General features: G+C 62.3%; 17 protein-coding genes and 1 pseudogene. 7 read left to right on the forward strand and 11 right to left on the reverse strand.

What is annotated here, in order from left to right; genetic code table 11:
* Positions 1-230: 230 nt before the first annotated feature.
* Genes metC through V6M61_RS05625 form a run of 4 tightly spaced genes read right to left on the reverse strand, consistent with a single transcriptional unit; the run spans position 231 to position 4,690 of the window.
* Positions 231-1,424 (reverse strand): cystathionine beta-lyase, encoded by a 1,194-nt coding sequence (gene metC / locus V6M61_RS05610; RefSeq protein ID WP_332775588.1) that lies wholly within the window; start codon positions 1,422-1,424, stop codon positions 231-233.
* A 33-nt stretch (positions 1,425-1,457) separates the two neighbouring features.
* A complete protein-coding gene (locus V6M61_RS05615) occupies positions 1,458-2,453 on the reverse strand; it encodes a Bug family tripartite tricarboxylate transporter substrate binding protein (RefSeq protein ID WP_332775589.1) in 996 nt (331 codons plus the stop codon).
* Positions 2,454-2,492: 39 nt separating this feature from the next.
* A complete protein-coding gene (locus tag V6M61_RS05620; protein ID WP_332775590.1) occupies positions 2,493-4,079 on the reverse strand; it encodes a rhodanese-like domain-containing protein in 1,587 nt (528 codons plus the stop codon).
* 23 nt (positions 4,080-4,102) lie between these two features.
* Positions 4,103-4,690, reverse strand: a complete 588-nt coding sequence (locus V6M61_RS05625) for a cysteine dioxygenase family protein (protein ID WP_332775591.1) — start codon at positions 4,688-4,690, stop codon at positions 4,103-4,105.
* Between the two features lie 105 nt (positions 4,691-4,795).
* Between V6M61_RS05625 and V6M61_RS05630 the strand changes: the two genes are divergently transcribed.
* On the forward strand, positions 4,796-5,701 hold the full coding sequence (locus V6M61_RS05630) for a LysR substrate-binding domain-containing protein (protein WP_332775592.1): 906 nt from the start codon (positions 4,796-4,798) through the stop codon (positions 5,699-5,701).
* Between the two features lie 90 nt (positions 5,702-5,791).
* On the opposite strand, the gene V6M61_RS05635 is transcribed toward V6M61_RS05630, so the two are convergent.
* The gene (locus V6M61_RS05635; protein ID WP_442957733.1) at positions 5,792-6,277 is read right to left on the reverse strand and encodes a glutamate racemase; all 486 of its coding nucleotides are present in this window, start codon (positions 6,275-6,277) and stop codon (positions 5,792-5,794) included.
* A 302-nt stretch (positions 6,278-6,579) separates the two neighbouring features.
* On the opposite strand from V6M61_RS05635, the pseudogene V6M61_RS05640 reads away from it, so the two are divergent.
* Positions 6,580-6,843 (forward strand): annotated as a pseudogene (locus tag V6M61_RS05640) (helix-turn-helix domain-containing protein); the annotation flags it as partial.
* Between the two features lie 22 nt (positions 6,844-6,865).
* A complete protein-coding gene (locus V6M61_RS05645) occupies positions 6,866-7,546 on the forward strand; it encodes a helix-turn-helix domain-containing protein (RefSeq protein WP_332775593.1) in 681 nt (226 codons plus the stop codon).
* 11 nt (positions 7,547-7,557) lie between these two features.
* Here V6M61_RS05645 and V6M61_RS05650 read toward each other — a convergent pair whose 3' ends face one another.
* The 3 genes from V6M61_RS05650 to V6M61_RS05660 form a co-directional block, all read right to left on the reverse strand.
* Complete coding sequence (locus V6M61_RS05650) at positions 7,558-8,448, reverse strand: sterol desaturase family protein (RefSeq protein WP_332775594.1); 891 nt, start codon at positions 8,446-8,448, stop codon at positions 7,558-7,560.
* A gap of 157 nt (positions 8,449-8,605) precedes the next feature.
* Entirely contained in the window at positions 8,606-9,454 is an 849-nt protein-coding gene (murI, locus tag V6M61_RS05655; RefSeq protein ID WP_332775595.1) for a glutamate racemase, read from the reverse strand.
* A gap of 22 nt (positions 9,455-9,476) precedes the next feature.
* Positions 9,477-11,030 (reverse strand): fumarate hydratase, encoded by a 1,554-nt coding sequence (locus tag V6M61_RS05660; protein WP_332775596.1) that lies wholly within the window; start codon positions 11,028-11,030, stop codon positions 9,477-9,479.
* Between the two features lie 106 nt (positions 11,031-11,136).
* On the opposite strand from V6M61_RS05660, the gene fumC reads away from it, so the two are divergent.
* The gene (gene fumC, locus V6M61_RS05665) at positions 11,137-12,522 is read left to right on the forward strand and encodes a class II fumarate hydratase (RefSeq protein ID WP_332775597.1); all 1,386 of its coding nucleotides are present in this window, start codon (positions 11,137-11,139) and stop codon (positions 12,520-12,522) included.
* Between the two features lie 42 nt (positions 12,523-12,564).
* Here fumC and V6M61_RS05670 read toward each other — a convergent pair whose 3' ends face one another.
* Positions 12,565-13,191, reverse strand: a complete 627-nt coding sequence (locus tag V6M61_RS05670) for a YqhA family protein (RefSeq protein ID WP_332775598.1) — start codon at positions 13,189-13,191, stop codon at positions 12,565-12,567.
* A gap of 157 nt (positions 13,192-13,348) precedes the next feature.
* On the opposite strand from V6M61_RS05670, the gene acs reads away from it, so the two are divergent.
* The gene (acs, locus tag V6M61_RS05675; RefSeq protein WP_332775599.1) at positions 13,349-15,346 is read left to right on the forward strand and encodes an acetate--CoA ligase; all 1,998 of its coding nucleotides are present in this window, start codon (positions 13,349-13,351) and stop codon (positions 15,344-15,346) included.
* A gap of 192 nt (positions 15,347-15,538) precedes the next feature.
* Here the strand turns inward: acs and V6M61_RS05680 are convergent, their stop codons facing one another.
* Entirely contained in the window at positions 15,539-15,853 is a 315-nt protein-coding gene (locus tag V6M61_RS05680) for a c-type cytochrome (protein WP_332775600.1), read from the reverse strand.
* Between the two features lie 125 nt (positions 15,854-15,978).
* Between V6M61_RS05680 and V6M61_RS05685 the strand changes: the two genes are divergently transcribed.
* Entirely contained in the window at positions 15,979-16,218 is a 240-nt protein-coding gene (locus V6M61_RS05685) for a TIGR04438 family Trp-rich protein (protein ID WP_332775601.1), read from the forward strand.
* Positions 16,219-16,333: 115 nt separating this feature from the next.
* Here V6M61_RS05685 and ilvD read toward each other — a convergent pair whose 3' ends face one another.
* Positions 16,334-18,028 (reverse strand): dihydroxy-acid dehydratase, encoded by a 1,695-nt coding sequence (ilvD, locus tag V6M61_RS05690; protein WP_332775602.1) that lies wholly within the window; start codon positions 18,026-18,028, stop codon positions 16,334-16,336.
* Between the two features lie 113 nt (positions 18,029-18,141).
* Between ilvD and V6M61_RS05695 the strand changes: the two genes are divergently transcribed.
* Positions 18,142-19,116 (forward strand): LysR family transcriptional regulator, encoded by a 975-nt coding sequence (locus V6M61_RS05695; RefSeq protein WP_332775603.1) that lies wholly within the window; start codon positions 18,142-18,144, stop codon positions 19,114-19,116.
* The last annotated feature ends 156 nt before the right edge of the window (positions 19,117-19,272 follow it).

Here is a 19,272-nt window from a genome sequence, read left to right on the forward strand (position 1 = left end):
TTTTCGGGATGGGGTGCAAGGCGCAGTGCGCCGCCAATAGCCCGGCTATTGGCAAGCAGTGCAACGCCGCAGACCGCCCGAAAAGGCACCTGCCCTTCGGGTTGGGACGAAATCGGGCGATTTGGCAGCCAAACCCCTTGCATGGGCATGAGCCCATGCGGCGTGGTCTTGGCAGCCAACTCATCCCGATTGCGTCCCAACGCGACCCCAAATAAATCGTAAACAGGCTCTTAGTCGGCCAGTGCAGCAAATCCCTGCATCAGATCGCGCACCAGGTCGGTCGGGTCTTCCAGCCCGATGTGCAGCCGGATCACCTGGCCGCGGCTGGACCAATCGGCCACGCTGCGGGCGCGACGCATGTCGGTCAGCGTGACCAGGCTTTCGTAGCCACCCCATGAAGCGCCAATGCCAAACAGTTGCAGGCTGTCGATCAGGCGTTCCGCCGCCGCTGTGTCGAAGTCCTTCTTCAATTCGAAGGAGAGCAGGCCATTGGTTCCCGTGCAGTCACGCTGCCAGAGTGCATGGCCGGGATGCTCGGGCAAAGCGGGGCAGAACACCGTTGCCACTTCGCTGCGTGCTTGCAGCCATGGCGCCACCTGCAAGGCGTTGCGTTCGTGCATGGCCAGGCGCGCGGCCAGGCTGCGTGCACCGCGCAGCACCAGGTAGGCATCGTCAGGGCTGACTGTCAGGCCAAAGGCGTCACTGCGCTCGGCCAGCGGCTGCCAGGCCTCTTTTGTGGTGGCGACGGTGCCCATCATCACGTCGGAATGGCCCGACAGGTATTTGGTGGCGGCCATGATGGAAACGTCGGCGCCCAATGCCAGCGGCCGGTATTGGCAGCCCGAACCCCAGGTGTTGTCGGCCACCAGCAGCAGGCCGCGGGCATGGGCCAAATCGGCCAGGCGCGGCAGGTCGCACATTTCATAGACCAGCGAGCCCGGGCATTCGGCATAAATCATGCGCGTGCCGGCTTCGATTTTTTCTTCCACGTCGCTGCCGTCGGCCGCAAAAAATGTGCAGCGAATGTTGTAGGGGGTGAGAAAAGAGTCCACCAGCTTGCGCGCCGGCTCGTACACGCTGTCCGACATCAGCACATGGTCGCCGGGCTTCAGGTAGGACAGCAGCGTCATCGCGATGGCGGCCAGCCCGGTGGGAAACAGCCGCGTCCGGTGCGCGCCTTCCAGCTCGCTGACCAGGTCTTCGAGCGCGAAATTGGTCGGGTTGCCGCGTGCCCCGTAGGTGAACAGGCGCTCGCCATCGCGCCTGCCACGCAGTTCGCGCTGTTGCGTCACGCTGTCAAACAGCACGGTACTGGCACGCACCACCGGCGGATTGATGGCGCTTCCCCCGTCGAAGGTGGGATGCTTGCCGGCGTGGACCAGCCGGGTCAGCGGTGAGGCGGCAGGGGGCGATTTTTTGTTCATGGCAGGCGGACAGCGGTGGGGTGGGGTGAAAACTCAGTCGAGCTTGGCACCCGAGAGTTTGACCACGCGTGACCAACGGGCGATGTCTTCCTTGAGTTGGGCGGCGAAGGCGACAGAGCTGTTGCCGACCACTTCGCTGCCGCCATCGGTGATGAGCTTGCTGACTTCTGGCGATTTGAGCGCCCGCACAATGCTGTCGTGCAGATAGGCCACGCGCTCCGGTGGCGTGCCGGCTGGTGCGAAAAAGCCATACCAGTCTTCAAAGGTCGAGTTGCGGTAGCCGAGCTCTTCCAGTGTCGGAACTTTCGCAAACACACCAATGCGGCGCGGGCTGGTCACGGCGAGGGCTCGCATCTTGCCGTTCTGGATGAAGCTGGACACCGAAGCCGTGGAGGTGATGAGCAGATCCACCTGGCCGCCGAGCAGGTCGGTGATCGCCGGGGCTGCGCCTTTGTAGGGCACATGGGTCATGCTCAGGGCGCTGTCTTTTTCCAGCACCACGCCGACCAGGTGCGAGAGCGTGCCGTTGCCTGGCGTGGCGTAGGTGACGCGGCCGGGCTGGCTCTTGGTTTGCGCGGCCAGGTCGGCCACGGTTTTGAGTGGTGAGCTGCTGGCCACGACCAGAACCAGGGGTGCCGCATTGATCTGGGTAATGGGCACGAAATTTTTCAGCGGATCAAAACCTGGCGCTGCATAAAGTGTGGGGTTCACCGCCATCAGCGAGACCTGGCCGGTCAGCACGGTGTAGCCGTCGGGTTTGGCATCGGCCACGGTCTTGGCGCCGATATTGCCGCCGGCGCCGCCCCGGTTGTCGACCACTGCGCTTTGGCCCGTGATGTCGGGCAGGCGGCTGGTCACAAAGCGGGTCGTTGCGTCATTGCCGCCGCCAGCTGGAAAGGGCGACACAAACTTGATCGTCTGATTGGGAAATCCGCCGACCTGGGGCATGGGCTGTGCCAGAGCGCCGCCGTGCACGGCGAACAGGGCCCAGCAGAGCGAGGCAGCAGTGAATTTCAGCTTGGTCAACATGGCGGGCTCCTGAATGAAAAGTGGATGATGGGGATGGGATTAGCGGGATGAGAGGAACGGGTGAGACGAAGGCGGCAGGCGGAAAGACTTCAGCTCCAGTTCGTCAAGCTGCGCAATCAGGTTGACTTCCCAGGCCAGGTACTGGCGGGCCGCTTCCTTGTTGCCATCGTGCCGGTCATGCACGAAGAAAAGAAAGTCGATGCAATCGCTGTCGGGCGGGGTGTTTTCGCTGGCCTGCAGGGGCAAGCCAGCGGCGCGCCAGGCGGCCAGGCCGCCTTCGAGCAGGCTGGCCGACAGGCTCAGCTCTGCAAGGTCGGTGGCAGCGCAGGCGGCCACGGCAGGTTCATCGGCGATCAGCACCACCGGGCGGCGCTCGCCTGCCAGCGTCGTGGCAAGACGCGGCCGGATGGCCCAGCGCGCACCCGCGATGTGGCTTTGGCGGAACTGCATGCTGGGACGCAGATCGATGGCGACCACCGCACCGCTGGCCAGCCCGGCGGACAGGGTTTTGGCGCTGATGACGGGCAACACGGGCAAAGACGCCGCCTGCGCTTCAGGCAAGGTCAGGCCACTGTCCAGGCCCTGGTCCAGCACGCAGGCGTCGTGGCCCATCTGGCGCAGCCAGCTTGCCGCCGTGAGCGCACGGATGCCGTCTGAATCGAACAAGACCAGCCGGGCGTGGCGCACGCCTACATACTGGTCGTTGGCCTGCATCAGCTGGCCGCCGGGCGTGTGCTGGGCGCCGGGCAGGCTGCCGCGCGCATATTCTTCCGGGGTGCGGACATCGCACAAGAACAGCGTGCGCTGCGCATCATCGGCCCAGCTGCGCACGGTTTGCGCATTGACGACAGGTACGCCAAAGCGCTGTGCCAGCGCTTCTGCTGCGGCGCGCATGCTGGCTTGCCCGCCGGGTTCGCCATAGCGGCGCGTGCCACCATGTTCGAGTTTCAGGTCGGCCAGGTACCAGCCCTGGGTGCCGTTCTCAAGCGCGAACACCGGGTTGCGCAGGCCCAGGTTGATCAGTGTCTGGGCCCCGATGATGCTGCGTGTGCGCCCTGCGCAATTGATCACGATGCGCGTCTGCTCGCTGGGCACCAGCTGGCGGATGCGCAAGGCCAGCTCGCCATTCGGGCAACTGGTTGCGGTCGGAATGTTCATCTTCTGGAATTCCGAAAAAGGCCGGCCGTCCAGCACCGCGACGTCTTCCTGCCGAGCCAGCATGGCCGCCAGTTCGGTGGCGCTGACCCGGGGCGTGTGGTAGACCTGCTCGGCCAGTTCGCCAAAGGTCTTGGAGGGCACGTTGACGCCGGCAAACAGCGGAAAACCGGCAGCCTGCCAGCCGGCCGTGCCATCGCGCAGCACATGCACATCGGTGTAACCCAGCGCGGCCAAACGGCGTGCGGCCGAGGGTGCCACGTGCTGGCCGTTGTCATACACCACGAGCCGGACGCTTTTGCGCGGTGCCAGGCGCAGCACGTCCAGCTCGAGCCGGCTGTAGGGCAGGGTGATGCCGTAGAACAAATGGGCTTCGCCATACTGCCCGTGCTCACGCACATCGAACAGGGCAATTTCCTGGCCATCGTGCAGCCAGGCTTTCAGCGTGGCCGCTTCTACAAAACGTGTCATGGGGTGCGGGGAGGGCGTGCACATCAGCGGCGGGTCTGAACGCCAATGGACATGGTTTCGCAAGTGCCTTTTTCCATGTCGTAGCCGGTGCGTGTGGTCAGGGTTTCGAGCGCGCGGCCATACATATGCAGGTGGCGTATGACCTGCCCGACCGGGATTTCGACCGAGTGAATGTCGTCCGGCAGCAGCGCAATGCCCGTGCCCGGCTCCACCATCATGGCGCCAACCTCTTTGAGCTGGGCCTTGCCCGGCACCGATCCGTCGTCCTGGCGTTCATACACGCGGTTGAGCTCGGTTCCTTCCACGGCGCTGATGCAGGCCCAGGTGGTGTGGTTGTGCGGCACGATGCGTTTGCCGGGGCGCATCACGTTCAGGTAAAGCGCAAAGCGCTGGTCGGCATCTTCGGTGATCAGGTAGCGGGCCTGCAGCTCGGTGTCTTCAGGCGGGGCGAACTCGCTGGCGCTCCACAGCTCTGTGCGCCCGGCCAGTTGATTGAGTGCTGTCAGAACGCCGGCCAGGGACTGACGGGTGGCATCACCATTTCCGATGATTTTTTTAATGTTTTTGATGCTGTCGTCAACCGCCTGGCTACGCTGTTCTGATATGTTCATGGGCATTTTCCTGAATGAAATTTCTGTTTGATAGGGCTAATATAGTCAAGCCTAATTTTTCAAACAACTTAAAAATAGAGATAAATACATTAGTATTTGTAATGTATGAATACGCTGGATCTGGAGTTATTAAGGGCCTTGGTGGCCATTGAGGCGCAAGACAGCTTTGCCGGCGCCGCCGTTCACCTGGGCAAAACGCAGTCGGCGGTGACGCAGCAAATGCAGCGCCTGGAAGACCAGATTGGCCACCCGCTGTTTGAAAAGCAGGGGCGTCACAAGCGGCTGACGCCGCATGGGCAAAAGCTGCTGGACTATGCGCGCCATCTGCTGGCCATCAATGACGAGGCCCTGCGCAGCCTGCAGCAGGGAAACCTGGAAGGGGTGCTGCGCATTGGCGCGCCGCACGATGTGGCCGACACCATGCTGCCGCCTTTGCTGGCGCAGGTGGCGCGTGCCTCACCGCTGCTGCAGCTCGACATTCACGTCGGCCGCAGCCCTTTCCTGATGGAGTCGCTCAAGCGCGGCGAGATCGACATGACGATCTCCAACCGCAACGACCCGACGCTGGACGGCGTGGTCTTACGCACCTCACCGACGGTGTGGCTGTGTTCGGCCAGTTATGTGCATGACCGCGCCAAGCCGGTGCCGCTGGTGCTGGCCGACGGGCCCAGCCTGTTTCGCCGCCTGGCGCTGGAAGCGCTCGATGGCGCGGGCATACGCTGGTCGCCCAACTACACCTCGTCCAGCCTCATCGGCATCAAGGCGGCGCTGCGGGCCGGGCTGGGCGTCACCGCGCGCGGCGTCGAGCTGGTCGGGGCCGACCTGCGTGTGCTGGGTGAAAACGATGGCTTGCCCCGGCTGCCCGACGTGGCCTACCACCTGTTCATCCGCAAAAACGTCATCAATCCACTGACGCGCAAGGTGTTCGACATGCTCAAGGCCAATCTGGGCCTGATTCGCAGTGCGGCCGACCAAGGGGCCTCTGCCGCGCAGTCTGCGCTTGGCGAGTGAGCTCGGTGCGCAGCGCCCAAACCTCTGTCTTTTGCTTGGGTTTGGGGTGTTTTAGGGCTTTAGTCCTTTGAGGACGGGCGCGAGCAGCTATTAAAAATGTAGCGATCCCACGCTGCCGTCCAGCTGCAACCAGTGCCTGGCGGCGGCCTGCAGGGTCTGCGGCTGGCCCGTGGTCAACAGCCTGACCTGGCCTGCAGCGGTCGCGGGGTTTTCATCGCGCTGTGCGCCGCTGGCCTGCAGCAGCCGCAAGCGCGTCTGGCGTGCCACCGGCGTGCCGGTGTCGAGGAACTGCACGTGGGGGCCGAGCAGGGCGCGCAGTGATTCACTCGCGAACGGGTAGTGGGTACAGCCCAGCACCAGTGTGTCCATTTGCCCGGTTTTCAAGCCAAATGTGCCCATAGCCCTCGTGTACTTGGCGCAAAGCGCTTCTGTTTTTATAGCGTCGCCGTTTTCCACACTGCGTTCAATGGCATCGGCCAGACCGTCGCAGGGCTGGCAAACGAAGTCGGCCTGGCCGGCCAGCGAGGCGAGCAGAGTTTTGAACTTGGCGCTGGCCAAGGTGTCTCGGGTTGCCATGACACCAATGCGACCGGTTTTGCTGATGGCAGCTGCCGGCTTGAGCGCCGGCTCCACGCCAATGATGGGTAGGTCGGGGTGCTCAATGCGCAGGTGGTCTATCGTTGGATTAGGGGGAAGCGGTTAAACGGCACGGTGGTAGCCGTCAACAGCGCCTGGTTTTGAGCGGCTGGGGCAAAATGAGGTAACGTTGTTTAGACTAAAAATAATGAAAGCCAGCCATGTCCGCCACCCCACGCAGGGCTAAAGCGGGCGAGCCCGTGCCGCTTGAAGACAGCGAATGCGCCGACGGCCCGGCTGACCGGACGCTGGCGGCCTGGGCCGACTTGTCGGCGCGCACCCTCAGCCGCTTGTACCTGGCAGAGACCGGCTGCAGCTTTGCGCAATGGCTCCAGCAGGCGCGCCTGACCCATGCGCTGGAGCGACTGGCCGAGGGCGATGCGGTGGCCCAGGTCGCCGACGCGCTGGGCTATGCCACGCCCAGCAATTTCATCGCCATGTTTCGCAGCTGCTTTGGCGACTCGCCAGCGCACTATTTCACCCAGCAGGGGGTGCCTGTTGCCTGAGCCGATTTTGGAGAACGCAACGATGAATCGGGCGGACTGGCAGGGCGAGCTGTGGCTGGCTAAGGATTTCGCCTTGCTGCAGGGCAAGGCCGGCCGCACATCCGAGCATGCGCACTATGCGCACCAGGTGCTGCTCTCCAGCGTAGGCCCCATCATCGCCAGCGTTGAAGGGCTTACCCTCACCTCGCACTGCGTGCTGATTCCGTCGCTGTGTCGCCATGTCATTGTGGATGCGCCTGAATCGCTGTTCACGATTTACGCGGAACCGCTGGCGATGTCGGGACCGACCTTGATGGGTGCCGTCCTCCAGGCCAAGCCGTCCCTGCCGTCGCTGGCCGATGCGCTGCGGCGCTGCCGTTCGTCCCGGCTGCCCGATCCGCGGGTAGCGCGTGCGCTGACCGCTGTCGATGCCTTGCTGGCGAGCACGGTGTCGGCAACAAGCCTGGCCAATTCGGTGCACTTGTCGCTGAGCCAGCTGGAGCGTTTGTTTGGCGCGCACGTAGGCTTGCCGATCCGGCGTCTGGTGCTCTGGCGGCGCTTGCGCCTGGCGATGGCACTTGTCTTTGAAGGGCAAACGCTGACAGGTGCCGCGCATGCGGCGGGTTTTTCCGATTCAGCGCATTTTTCGCGAACCATGCGGTCCATGTTTGGCGTGCGCGCGGACCGGTCACTGCGTCATATGAGCGTGCGGTGCATCGATTGATGGCCTGTGCGTCAATGACGGATCAGCTCGGGCGGCGCAGGCGGTGATGGCACCGTGTTTTCGGGTTTGAAGGGCTCGATGATCTGTGCCAGATAGCGGCCCGGGTAATCAGGGCGGCTGCCTATCCCCAGGTCGTGGCTGGTCATGGAGTAGTTCCGCGCATCAAAATTTGTCCCCAGCAGCCGGTCCCAAAGATTGAAAAACAAACCAAAATTGACATCGCCTGCCGCGCCGTATTTCATGTGATGGAAGCGGTGCAGCGGTGCCCACGCAAACACCTTGCACAGTGGCCCCAGCTGCATATCGACGTTGGCATGCTGGAGCAGCAACTGAATCGAGATGGCAAAAGCCAGCACCGCCGCGACCGAAACTGGCATCCCGACCAGCAGCAGCGGTGAGATACCCGCCGCCGCCTCGATGGCCTGGTGCAAAGGGTGCTTCATCAGGCCATTGAAACCATACATCCGCTGCACGCTGTGGTGCACGGCGTGCAAGCGCCACAGCAAGGACACGCGGTGGCTCAGGTAATGTGCGAGCGTGAGGCCGATGTCGGCGACCACGATGGCCATCAGCAACTGCAAGCCAAAAGGCCAGCGGTCTGGCCACAGACCCGCGAAAGGCATGAGCGAGGCGATGGCGGGCACCACGCAGATACCCAGCGCGTTCAAGGTTTCGTTCACCAGACCATGGGCGACATCCCGGTGGCTATCGCCGCAAGCCCTATTCCATGCCGGGTCGTAGGCCAGCCAGGCTTCGGCGGCAAACGAGGTGCTGACGGCCGCCAGGAAAAGCGGTATTAGCAGCCACGGTGCCATCTGCTGCGCGCTTACCAGCCAGGCGGCCAGTCCAATGAAACCGAAGAAAAACGAAGGGGCGTAAAGGTATTTACAGGCTTGCTGCATAGGAGGCACTTCTTTTGGGGATGAAGCCCTTAGCATCGCGCAGCAGGCGTCGTCATGCTTGAACAAACGGCGCGTCTTATGGTTTTTGTTTTCAGCTTCTGAAAATATTCTCGAAAACTATTTATGCCTCTGGACCAAGAACTACGGGTGTTACACGCTATAAGAATAGTAGCGAACAGGTTTTGACCTTCAGTCCCAGCCAGCGGCTGGCGGCGGCCTCCAGCGTTTGCGGCTGGCCAGTGCTGAAAAGTCCGACTTGCCCTGTAGCGCATGGTGCAGTTCGATCCGCATCCATTGACGTTCTGGCAAGGATACGCCGCGTCTGGCGTGCTACGGCCTCGCCTGTATCGACAAACTGCACATCTGGCCCCAGTAACGCGCGCAAGTGCTCTGCGGCAAACGGGTAGTGGGTGCAGCCCAGCACCAGCGTATCAATTTCGCCGGGTTTAGTGCCAAATCGGCCCATAGCCCTTGTATGGCGGACGCAAGCAGCTATTATTTCAGTAGCATTTCCAGGGTCGGCTGCGGCGTCAATGCCGCGCTCGATGGCATCGGCCAGGCCATCGCAGGGCTGCAAAACGAACTCTGCCTGGCCGGCCAGCGAGGCGAGCAGAGTTTTGAACTTGGCGCTGGCCAAGGTGCCTCGGGTCGCCATCACACCAATGCGCCGGGTCTTGCTCAGGGCGACGGCGGGCTTTAGCGCCGGTTCAACGCCGATGATGGGAAGGTCCGGGTGCTCTTCACGCAGCAAATGAATGGCTGCCGCCGTGGCGGTGTTGCAGGCAATGACCAGCGCCTTGACCTTGATGTGCTGTTGCGTCAGCAGATGGCGGGTAATGGCACGGGAACGGGCAACAACAAAGCAGTCTTCGCGCTCCCCATACGGGGCATGACCGCTGTCAGCAACATAAACGAAGTTTTCGTGCGGCAACTCGGCTCGCAGCGCCTTGAGGACACTCAGGCCGCCGATGCCGCTGTCGAAAACCCCGATGGCCTGGTCGCTCATGCGCTTACCTGTAGCAAACGGCTCAGGCGCTGGCGACTGGAATTTTTTTGAACTCGCCCGTTGCAATCTTTTTCTGCCACTCGGCCGGGCCGGTGATGTGGGCGCTGGTGCCGCCCGCATCCACTGCCACCGTCACCGGCATGTCCACCACGTCAAACTCGTAAATCGCTTCCATGCCCAGGTCGGCAAAGCCCACTACTTCGGCGTGCTTGATCGCCTTGGAGACCAGGTAGGCGGCGCCGCCCACGGCCATCAGGTAAGCGCTCTGGTGTTTCTTGATGGCTTCAATCGCGACCGGGCCGCGTTCGGCCTTGCCGACCATGGAGATCAAGCCGGTTTGCGCCAGCATCATTTCCGTGAAGCCGTCCATGCGGGTGGCGGTGGTCGGGCCGGCCGGGCCGACGGCTTCGCCCTTGACCGGGTCCACCGGGCCGACGTAGTAAATCACGCGGTTGGTGAAGTCCACCGGCAGCTTCTCGCCCTTGGCCAGCATGTCGGCAATGCGTTTGTGTGCGGCGTCGCGGCCGGTCAGCATCTTGCCGTTGAGCAGCAGGGTGTCGCCGGGTTTCCAGCTGGCGACTTCTGCCTTGGTCAGGGTGTTGAGGTTGACCTTTTTGCTCTTGTTGTAGTCGGGTGTCCAGTCCACGTTGGGCCAGAGGTCCAGGCTCGGAGGCGTCAGGTAGACCGGGCCGCTGCCGTCGAGCACAAAGTGGGCGTGGCGGGTGGCGGCGCAGTTGGGGATCATGGCCACCGGCTTGCTGGCCGCATGCGTGGGGTACATCTTGATCTTGATGTCGAGCACGGTGGTCAGGCCGCCCAGGCCTTGGGCGCCTATGCCCAGCGCATTGACTTTTTCAAACAGTTCCAGGCGCAACTCTTCGGTTTTGGTGAGCTTGGCGCCGGAGGAGGACTTGGCCTGCAGCTCGTACATGTCCAGGTCGTCCATCAGGCTTTCCTTGGCCATCAGCACGGCTTTTTCGGCCGTGCCGCCAATGCCAATGCCCAGCATGCCGGGCGGGCACCAGCCGGCGCCCATGGTCGGCACGGTTTTGAGCACCCAGTCAACCACCGAGTCGCTTGGGTTGAGCATGACCATCTTGCTTTTGTTCTCGCTGCCGCCGCCCTTGGCCGCCACCGTCACGTCAAACTTGTTGCCGGGCACCAGTTCGGTGAAGATCACGGCAGGGGTGTTGTCTTTGGTGTTTTTGCGGTCGAATTGCGGGTCGGCCACCACGCTGGCGCGCAGGGTGTTGTCGGGGTGGTTGTAGCCGCGGCGCACGCCCTCGTTGATGGCATCGTCCAGGCTGCCGGTAAAACCCTCCAGACGCACATCCATGCCAACTTTGAGGAACACATTGACGATGCCGGTGTCCTGGCAGATCGGGCGCTGGCCGGTGGCGCTCATCTTGCTGTTGGTCAGGATCTGCGCAATGGCGTCCCTGGCGGCAGGGCTTTGCTCACGCTCGTAGGCGCGGGCCAGGTGGGCAATGTAGTCGGTGGGGTGGTAGTAGCTGATGTATTGCAGGGCGGCGGCAACAGATTCAATCAGGTCGGCTTGCTTGATGATGGTCGTCATGGTCAGTTGTTTCGTGGGGTGAATGGCTTTTCAGGGCGGCTTTCTCAGGTAGCTGCTTTGTGCTACGGTAGCCGCAACCCTCTATTTTGACAGGTAAGCCAGCACCATGAAAACCCGTACCGAACGCGATACCTTTGGCCCGATTGAAGTGCCAGCCAGCCGGCTCTGGGGCGCACAGACCCAGCGCTCATTGCAGAATTTCGATATTTCCGGCGAACAGCAGCCCCGCGAGATCATCCGCGCCCTGGCGCAGATCAAGCGCTCTTCCGCGCGGGTCAATCAGGCGCTGGGTTTGCAGGATGAGAAAAAAACAAAAGCCATCGTCGCTGCCGCCGATGAAGTGATTGCCGGCCGGCATGCAGACGAGTTCCCGCTGGTGGTCTGGCAGACCGGCTCAGGCACGCAGACCAACATGAACGTCAATGAAGTGCTGGCCAACCGCGCCAGCGAGCTGCTGGGCGGCGAGCGCGGCGAGGGCCGGCTGGTGCATCCCAATGACGATGTCAACCGCAGCCAGTCCTCCAACGACGTGTTTCCCACCGCCATGCATGTCTCGGCGGTAGATGCCATCAGGCACAAGCTGCTGCCGGCCATTGCCAAGCTGCGTGCCACGCTGGCGCAAAAAGCCGGCGACTTCGATGACATCGTCAAGATTGGCCGCACCCATTTGCAAGACGCCACGCCGCTCACCCTGGGCCAGGAGTTCTCAGGCTATGTGGCCCAGCTGGAACACGGCGAGAAGCATGTGCGGGCCGCGCTGCCGCACCTCTATGAACTGGCGCTGGGCGGCACGGCTGTGGGCACGGGTTTGAACGCGCCCAGGGGCTATGCCGAACAAGTAGCGGCCGAGCTGGCCAGCCTGACCGGCTTGCCCTTTGTCACCGCGCCCAACAAGTTTGAAGCGATGGCTTCCTGCGATGCGCTGGTGCATGCGCACGGCGCGCTCAAGACACTGGCGGCCAGCCTGATGAAAATCGCCAACGACGTGCGCTGGCTGGCGAGCGGTCCGCGCAGCGGCATTGGCGAGCTCGGCATTCCGGAAAACGAGCCGGGCTCGTCCATCATGCCGGGCAAGGTCAACCCGACGCAAAGTGAAGCCGTGACCATGCTGGCGGCGCAGGTCTTTGGCAATGATGTCGCCATCAACTTCGGGGGGGCTTCGGGCAATTTCGAGCTCAATGTGTTTCGCCCGATGATTGCCCACAACTTCCTGCAAAGCGTGCGCCTGCTGGCTGACGGCATGGTGAGCTTCAATGACCACTGCGCGGTGGGCATTGAGCCGAACCGGGCACGCATCGCCGAGCTGGTGGACCGTTCCTTGATGCTGGTCACGGCGCTGAACACGCACATTGGCTATGACAAGGCCGCTTACATCGCCAAGAAGGCGCACCAGGAAGGCAGCAGCCTGCGCGACGCGGCCATTGCCTCGGGCCACGTGACGGCCCAGCAATTTGACGAATGGGTCAAGCCGGAAAAAATGGTCGGCCGCTAAACCGGCCCCGGATGTCGGCAAGGCGGCTGTGCAAGTAACCGCTCAGTGTTTTTGGGCGGCTATGCCGGACATCACCTTGTCGGTGTAGGCAATCGCCAGCGCCGACAGCAGAAAAGTGATGTGAATCGCCGTCTGGGCGATCAATACGCGGTCCGTGTAGTTGTCGGCGTTGATGAAGGTCTTGAGCAGGTGGATCGAGCTGATGCCGATGATGGCGGTGGCCAGCTTGACCTTGAGGACGGACGCATTCACGTGGCTGAGCCACTCCGGCTGGTCTCTATGGCCTTCCAGGTTCATGCGGCTGACAAAGGTTTCGTAGCCGCCGACGATGACCATGATCAGGAGGTTGGAGATCATCACCACGTCAATCAGCGCCAGCACCACCAGCATGATGACGGTCTCGTTCAGCGAGGTGACCGGGGCAGCTGTTTTGTAGCCTATGCTGGTGATCAGCGCCTGCAAGGCGGTCTGGCTGCCGAAGCCTGCCTCCACCAGATGCATGAGCTCGACCAGAAAATGAACCACGTAGACGGCCTGCGCCGCAATCAGGCCCAGATAGAGCGGCAGTTGCAGCCAGCGGCTTGCAAAAATCAGGTTGGGCAGCGGGCGCAATGGTGAGGCCTGCAACGGGCGCAGTGGCGAAACCTTGGTAGGCAGGGATTCAGACATGGTGAGTCAAGGGTTTGTACGAAGGTGAAATTGTAGGGCGTTAGACTGGTGAATTCTGGCCTGCGCCCATTTTGTAAGGTTCGCGCCAGTCAGTGGCATGTAAGTGCCGGAGATGACAGTACCACGCAATTCATACAAAACTCAGGAGACTTTACCCATGAGCGCTGCACCACCCGCCATTCAGTCCATGCTGGTCGAAAACCGTGTGTTTCCGCCCAGCCCAGCGGTCGTCAAGGCGGCCCGTATTTCGGGCATGGATGCCTACAACGCACTGTGCGCTGAGGCCGACAAGGATTTTGAGGGGTTCTGGGCACGCCTGGCACGCGACAACCTGGTCTGGAAAAAACCGTTCACGCAGACCCTGGACGAGTCCAACGTGCCGTTTTATAAGTGGTTTGCCGACGGTGAGCTCAATGCGTCCTACAACTGCCTGGATCGCCATCTGGGCACCCCGACCGAGCACAAGAAGGCCATCATTTTCGAGAGTGACGACGGCCAGGTCACCAGCGTCACCTACAAGGAGCTTCACGCCAGGGTCTGCCAGTTTGCCAATGCCCTGAAAGGCATGGGCATCCAAAAAGGCGACCGCGTCATCATCTACATGCCCATGACGGTTGAGGGGGTGGTGGCCATGCAGGCCTGCGCCCGCATAGGCGCCACGCACTCGGTGGTGTTCGGCGGTTTTTCGGCCAAGAGCCTGCAAGAACGCATCCAGGACGCCGGCGCGGTCGCGGTGATCACGGCCAATTACCAGTTGCGGGGCGGCAAGGAACTGCCGCTCAAGGCGATTGTCGACGAAGGCATCGCCATGGGCGGCTGCGAGTCGATCAAAAATGTGGTGGTCTACCAGCGCACGGCCACCGCCTGCAACATGGTGGCAGGCCGCGACCGTCTGATGCACGAAGTGACTGCGGGCCAGCCAAGCAGCTGCGAGCCGGAATTCGTGGGCGCAGAGCATCCGCTTTTCATTCTCTACACCTCGGGCTCGACCGGCAAGCCCAAAGGGGTGCAGCACAGCACGGGCGGCTACCTGCTGTGGGCCAAGCTCACGATGGACTGGACTTTTGACATCCAGCCCCAAGACGTGTTCTGGTGCACAGCCGATATTGGCTGGATCACCGGGCACACCTATGTAGCTTATGGCCCGCTGGCCGCAGGCGCCACGCAAGTCATGTTTGAGGGCATTCCGACCTACCCGAACGCCGGCCGCTTCTGGCACATGATCGAGAGGCACAAGGTCACGGTTTTCTACACCGCGCCCACCGCCATTCGCTCGCTCATCAAGGCCGCTGACGGAGATGAAAAAGTACACCCGGCCCGCTCGGACCTGAGCAGCCTGCGCATTTTGGGCACCGTGGGCGAACCCATCAACCCCGAGGCCTGGATGTGGTACTACAAAAATGTGGGTGGCGAGCGCTGCCCGATTGTCGATACCTTCTGGCAAACCGAGACCGGCGGCCACATGATCACGCCGCTGCCGGGCGCCACGCCGCTGGTTCCCGGCAGCTGCACGCTGCCGCTGCCGGGCATCATGGCCGCCATCGTTGACGAGACCGGCAAGGACTTGCCCAATGGCGCGGGCGGCATGCTGGTCGTCAAGCGTCCCTGGCCGGCGATGATCCGGACCATCTGGAACGACCCGGACCGGTTCAAGAAGAGCTACTACCCCGAGGAGATGGGGGGCCAGATTTACCTGGCGGGCGACGGCGCCGTGCGCAATGCCGACACCGGTTACTTTCGCATCACGGGCCGCATTGACGATGTGCTCAACGTGTCGGGCCACCGCATGGGCACCATGGAAATCGAGTCCGCCCTGGTGGCGCACTCCACGCTGGTAGCCGAGGCCGCGGTGGTGGGCCGGCCGGATGACTTGACGGGCGAGGCGATCGTGGCGTTTGTCGTGCTTAAACGCTCACGCCCCACCGGCGATGAAGCCAAAGCCATTGCCAAAGAGCTGCGTGACTGGGTCGGCAAGGAGATCGGCCCGATTGCCAAGCCCAAGGACATCCGTTTTGGGGACAACCTGCCCAAAACCCGCAGCGGGAAAATCATGCGACGCTTGTTGCGCGGCATTGCCAAGGGCGAGGCGATCACACAAGACACGTCAACGCTGGAAAACCCCGCCATTCTTCAACAATTGGCTGAAAATCTGTAAGCGGGGTTTCAGCGCAGGCTAACAATTGCCCGTAGGGCTTGTTATGCCGTAGCTAAAATCCGGCCATCCTGGTGCAGCTGTCGGAAAACCTGTGAACCGGTTTTCCACTTCCTGACCATAAAAAAAGCCCGTCAATTGACGGGCTTTTTGCATCAGGCCAAGCCTGAACTGAATAAGTGTGAAAGCGGAAAATTATTTCTGGCTCAGGATCCAGGTCACCAGCTTCTTGGCTTCGTCAGGGCTGACTTGTGCATTGGCAGGCATGGGCACAGGGCCCCAGGCGCCAGAACCACCCTTGATGACCTTGGCGGCCAGTTTGTCGACGGCGTCTTTCTGACCGGCGTACTTGGCGGCAACATCCTTGTAAGACGGGCCCACCAGTTTGGTAGCGACTGCATGGCAGGCCATGCAGTTCTTGGCCGTGGCCAGCTGCAGGTCAGCCAGTGCCGGCGTGGACACAGCAAAACCTGCTGCCAGCGTTGCGATTGCCAAAAATGCACGTTTCATGGTGAGCCTCGTGGGAAGAGTTATGGATTCGGTTACAGTTAATTAACGTCATTGTAGTGGGCCCGGTTGACCCCGCTGCCCCTGTGCTTTTAAGCTTTACCGAGAGAGATTTCGAGGAGTAACAGATGTTTTTTTTATTGCTGGGAATTGCCACGCTGGCCCTGAAATACCTGGAGATCGGGCCAGTCGCCACCTGGAGCTGGTGGGTGGTGCTGGCCCCGTTCGGTCTGGCCGTGATCTGGTGGTGGTGGGCCGATGCGTCGGGCTACACCAAGAAAAAAGAAATGGAAAAAATGGACAAGCGCCGGCAGGAGCGTATCGACAAGCAGCGCGACGCCATGGGCATGCTCAAAAAAAGGAAATGACCCCCACGGTCGCTCACTTCGTGTAGCTCCCTGCCCCCCGAGGGGGTCGCTGCGCCTGCGGCCCGGCGAAGCCGGTTCCGCGGCCCCTGCTTGAAGGGGAGAGCCACCTAACCCATCAGTAGTCGTCCAGCACCGCACCCTTGCTGGCGCTGGATGCATTGAAGGCAAACTTGGCCTGGACGCCCCGCATGTAGCGCGGAGTCGGGGCTTTCCAGCCAACTTTGCGTTTGGCCAACTCTTCATCACTGATGTTCAGTTGCAGCAGCAACTGGTGCGCGTCGATCGTGATGGAGTCGTTTTCGTGAATGAAGGCGATGTTGCCGCCCGCCGCAGCCTCGGGGGCCACATGTCCCACCACCATGCCCCAGGTGCCGCCTGAAAACCGGCCGTCGGTGATCAAGCCCACGCTTTCGCCCAGGCCTGCGCCAATCAGCGCGCCGGTAGGGGCCAGCATTTCCGGCATGCCGGGGCCGCCCTTGGGGCCCAGGTAGCGCAGCACCATCACATCGCCGGCCTTGATCTTGCCGGCCAGAATAGCCGCCAGCGCGGATTGTTCGTCGTCAAACACCCGGGCCGGGCCGGTCATCACCGGGTTCTTCAGGCCGGTGATTTTGGCCACGCAGCCTTCGGGGGAGAGATTGCCCTTGAGGATCGCCAGGTGACCTTGCTCATACATGGGGTTGTTGATCGGGCGAATCACGTCCTGGTCGGCTCGGGGTACGTCCGGCACGTCTTTCAGGACCGCGGCAATCGTCTGGCCGCTGATCGTCAGGCAGTCGCCATGCAGCAGGCCGGCCATCAACAGCGTTTTCATCACTTGAGGAATGCCGCCGGCGCGGTGCAGGTCCACGGCCAGGTACTTGCCCGAGGGCTTCAGGTCGCACAGCACGGGCGTTTTCTTGCGGATGCGCTCGAAGTCGTCGATGCTCCACTCGACCCCGGCCGCATGGGCAATCGCCAGGAAATGCAGCACGGCATTGGTCGAACCGCCGGTCGCCATGATCACGGCCACGGCGTTTTCAATCGCCTTCTTGGTCACGATGTCGCGCGGCTTGATGTCCTTCTTGATCGCCTCGATCAGTACCTTGGCCGACTCCTTGGCCGAATTCATCTTCTCGTCGTGCGGATTCGCCATGGTCGAAGAGTAGGGCAGGGAGATGCCCAGCGCTTCGAAGGCCGAGGACATGGTGTTGGCGGTGTACATGCCGCCGCAGGAGCCGGTGCCCGGAATCGCGCGCTGCTCGATCTCCTTCAGGTCCGCGTCGCTCAGGTTGCCGGCGGCGTTCTGTCCCACGGCCTCGAACACGCTCACGATGTTGAGGTCCTGGCCCTTCCATTTGCCCGGCAGGATGGTGCCGCCGTAGACGTAGATCGCGGGCACGTTGGCGCGCAGCATGCCCATCAGGCCGCCGGGCATGTTCTTGTCGCAACCGCCGACCACCAGCACGCCGTCCATCCACTGGCCCTGCACGCAGGTCTCGATGCAGTCGGAAATCACTTCGCGGCTCACCAGCGAGTACTTCATGCCTTCCGTGCCCATGGCCATGCCGTCGGAAATGGTCGGCGTGCCGAAGATTTGCGCGTTGCCGCCGGCCTCTTCAATGCCGGCCACAGCCGCGTCGGCCAGCTTTTGCAGGCCGCTGTTGCAGGGGGTGATGGTGCTGTGGCCGTTGGCGACGCCGACCATGGGTTTGGTGAAGTCGCCCTCTTGGTAGCCCATGGCGTAGTACATGGAGCGATTCGGCGCGCGCGACTTGCCTTCGGTGATGTTTTTGCTGCGGGGGTTGAGCTGGATGGTTTTGATTTCCATGGGGCGTCTCTTCAAATGAGGTTCAAGTGGGGTTTGGGCCGAAAGGCCAAGTATGCGTGCTTTGACTGATTCTTTCCAATCCATTTTTTATGTTGTATTAATATGTACTGCATATGAAAGATGTTGCCACCCAGTCTCGCCAGCCGCCTTTGATTGAGCTTCGCCTGTGGCGCCAGTTCGTGGCCGTGGCGGAGGAGCTGCATTTCGGCCGTGCGGCCCGGCGCCTGAACATGACACAGCCGCCCCTGACGCAGGCCATCGCCCAGTTGGAGGCCGTGCTGGGCCTCAGGCTTTTTGACCGCACCAAACGCAGCGTGCAACTCACCGCGGCGGGTGCCGCCCTGCTTCCCGAGGCGCGCGACCTGCTGGCCCGCGCCTATAGCTTGCCCGCTTATGCGCGCGCCAGTGCCGACGGTGAAGCGGGGCTCTTGCGGCTTGCCTTTGTTTCCACGGTGGGGTTTGATTTGCTGCCGCGCTGGGTCCGGGCCTTCCGCGAGCAGCATCCCAAGGTGCAACTGGAGCTGATTGAAGCGACCGGCGATGTCCAGCTGCAGGCCCTGGAGCGCGGTGAGATCGATGCGGGCTTCATCCTGCATTCGCCAGGATTTGCGCCCCCTGGCCTGGCATGCCAGCGCATCGCCCGGGATCCGCTGGTGGTGGCTGTGCCGGAGCAAAGCGAGCTGGCCGGCAAGGCCAGGCTGACGCTCCAGGATCTGCTGGGCCAACCCCTGGTGATTTTCCCGCGGCGCATCCTGCCTTCGCTCTACGACGCGATTTTTGCGATGTACCACGCCTGCGGCCAGTTGCCGCGCGTGGCGCAGGAAGCCATCCAGATGCAAACCATCGTGAATCTGGTGTCGGCTGGCTTGGGGGTGGCCTGGGTGCCGGAGAGCGTGCGGCAGTTCCAGCGGCCGGGCGTGGTCTATCGCAGCGTGCCGGCCGGCAAAGCGCCGGCACGGGCGGGCGCCGGCGCCCGAAGCACCCAGGTTTTGGTTCCAGGGTGCGAGACCAGCGTGGTGTGGTCGAGTGCGAGCGTGAACCCGGCGCTGGCGCGCTTTATCGCGTTTATCGGCAAGGCGCCCGGTTAGGGCCTGTTAACGCTATTTTTGGGGGTGCGTTGTGAGCCAAAAAGGCCATGAGCAAGGCGCAAAACGCCGTCGGGGTGGCGTTGCGCAGCGTCCGTGCGCGAAGCTGTACAGCGCAGCAACGCCAATGCCGCCCTTCGCCTGGTTCGCTTCGCAGAC

The sequence above is a fragment of the Polaromonas sp. genome (assembly GCF_036676035.1).
GTDB lineage: Bacteria > Pseudomonadota > Gammaproteobacteria > Burkholderiales > Burkholderiaceae_C > Polaromonas.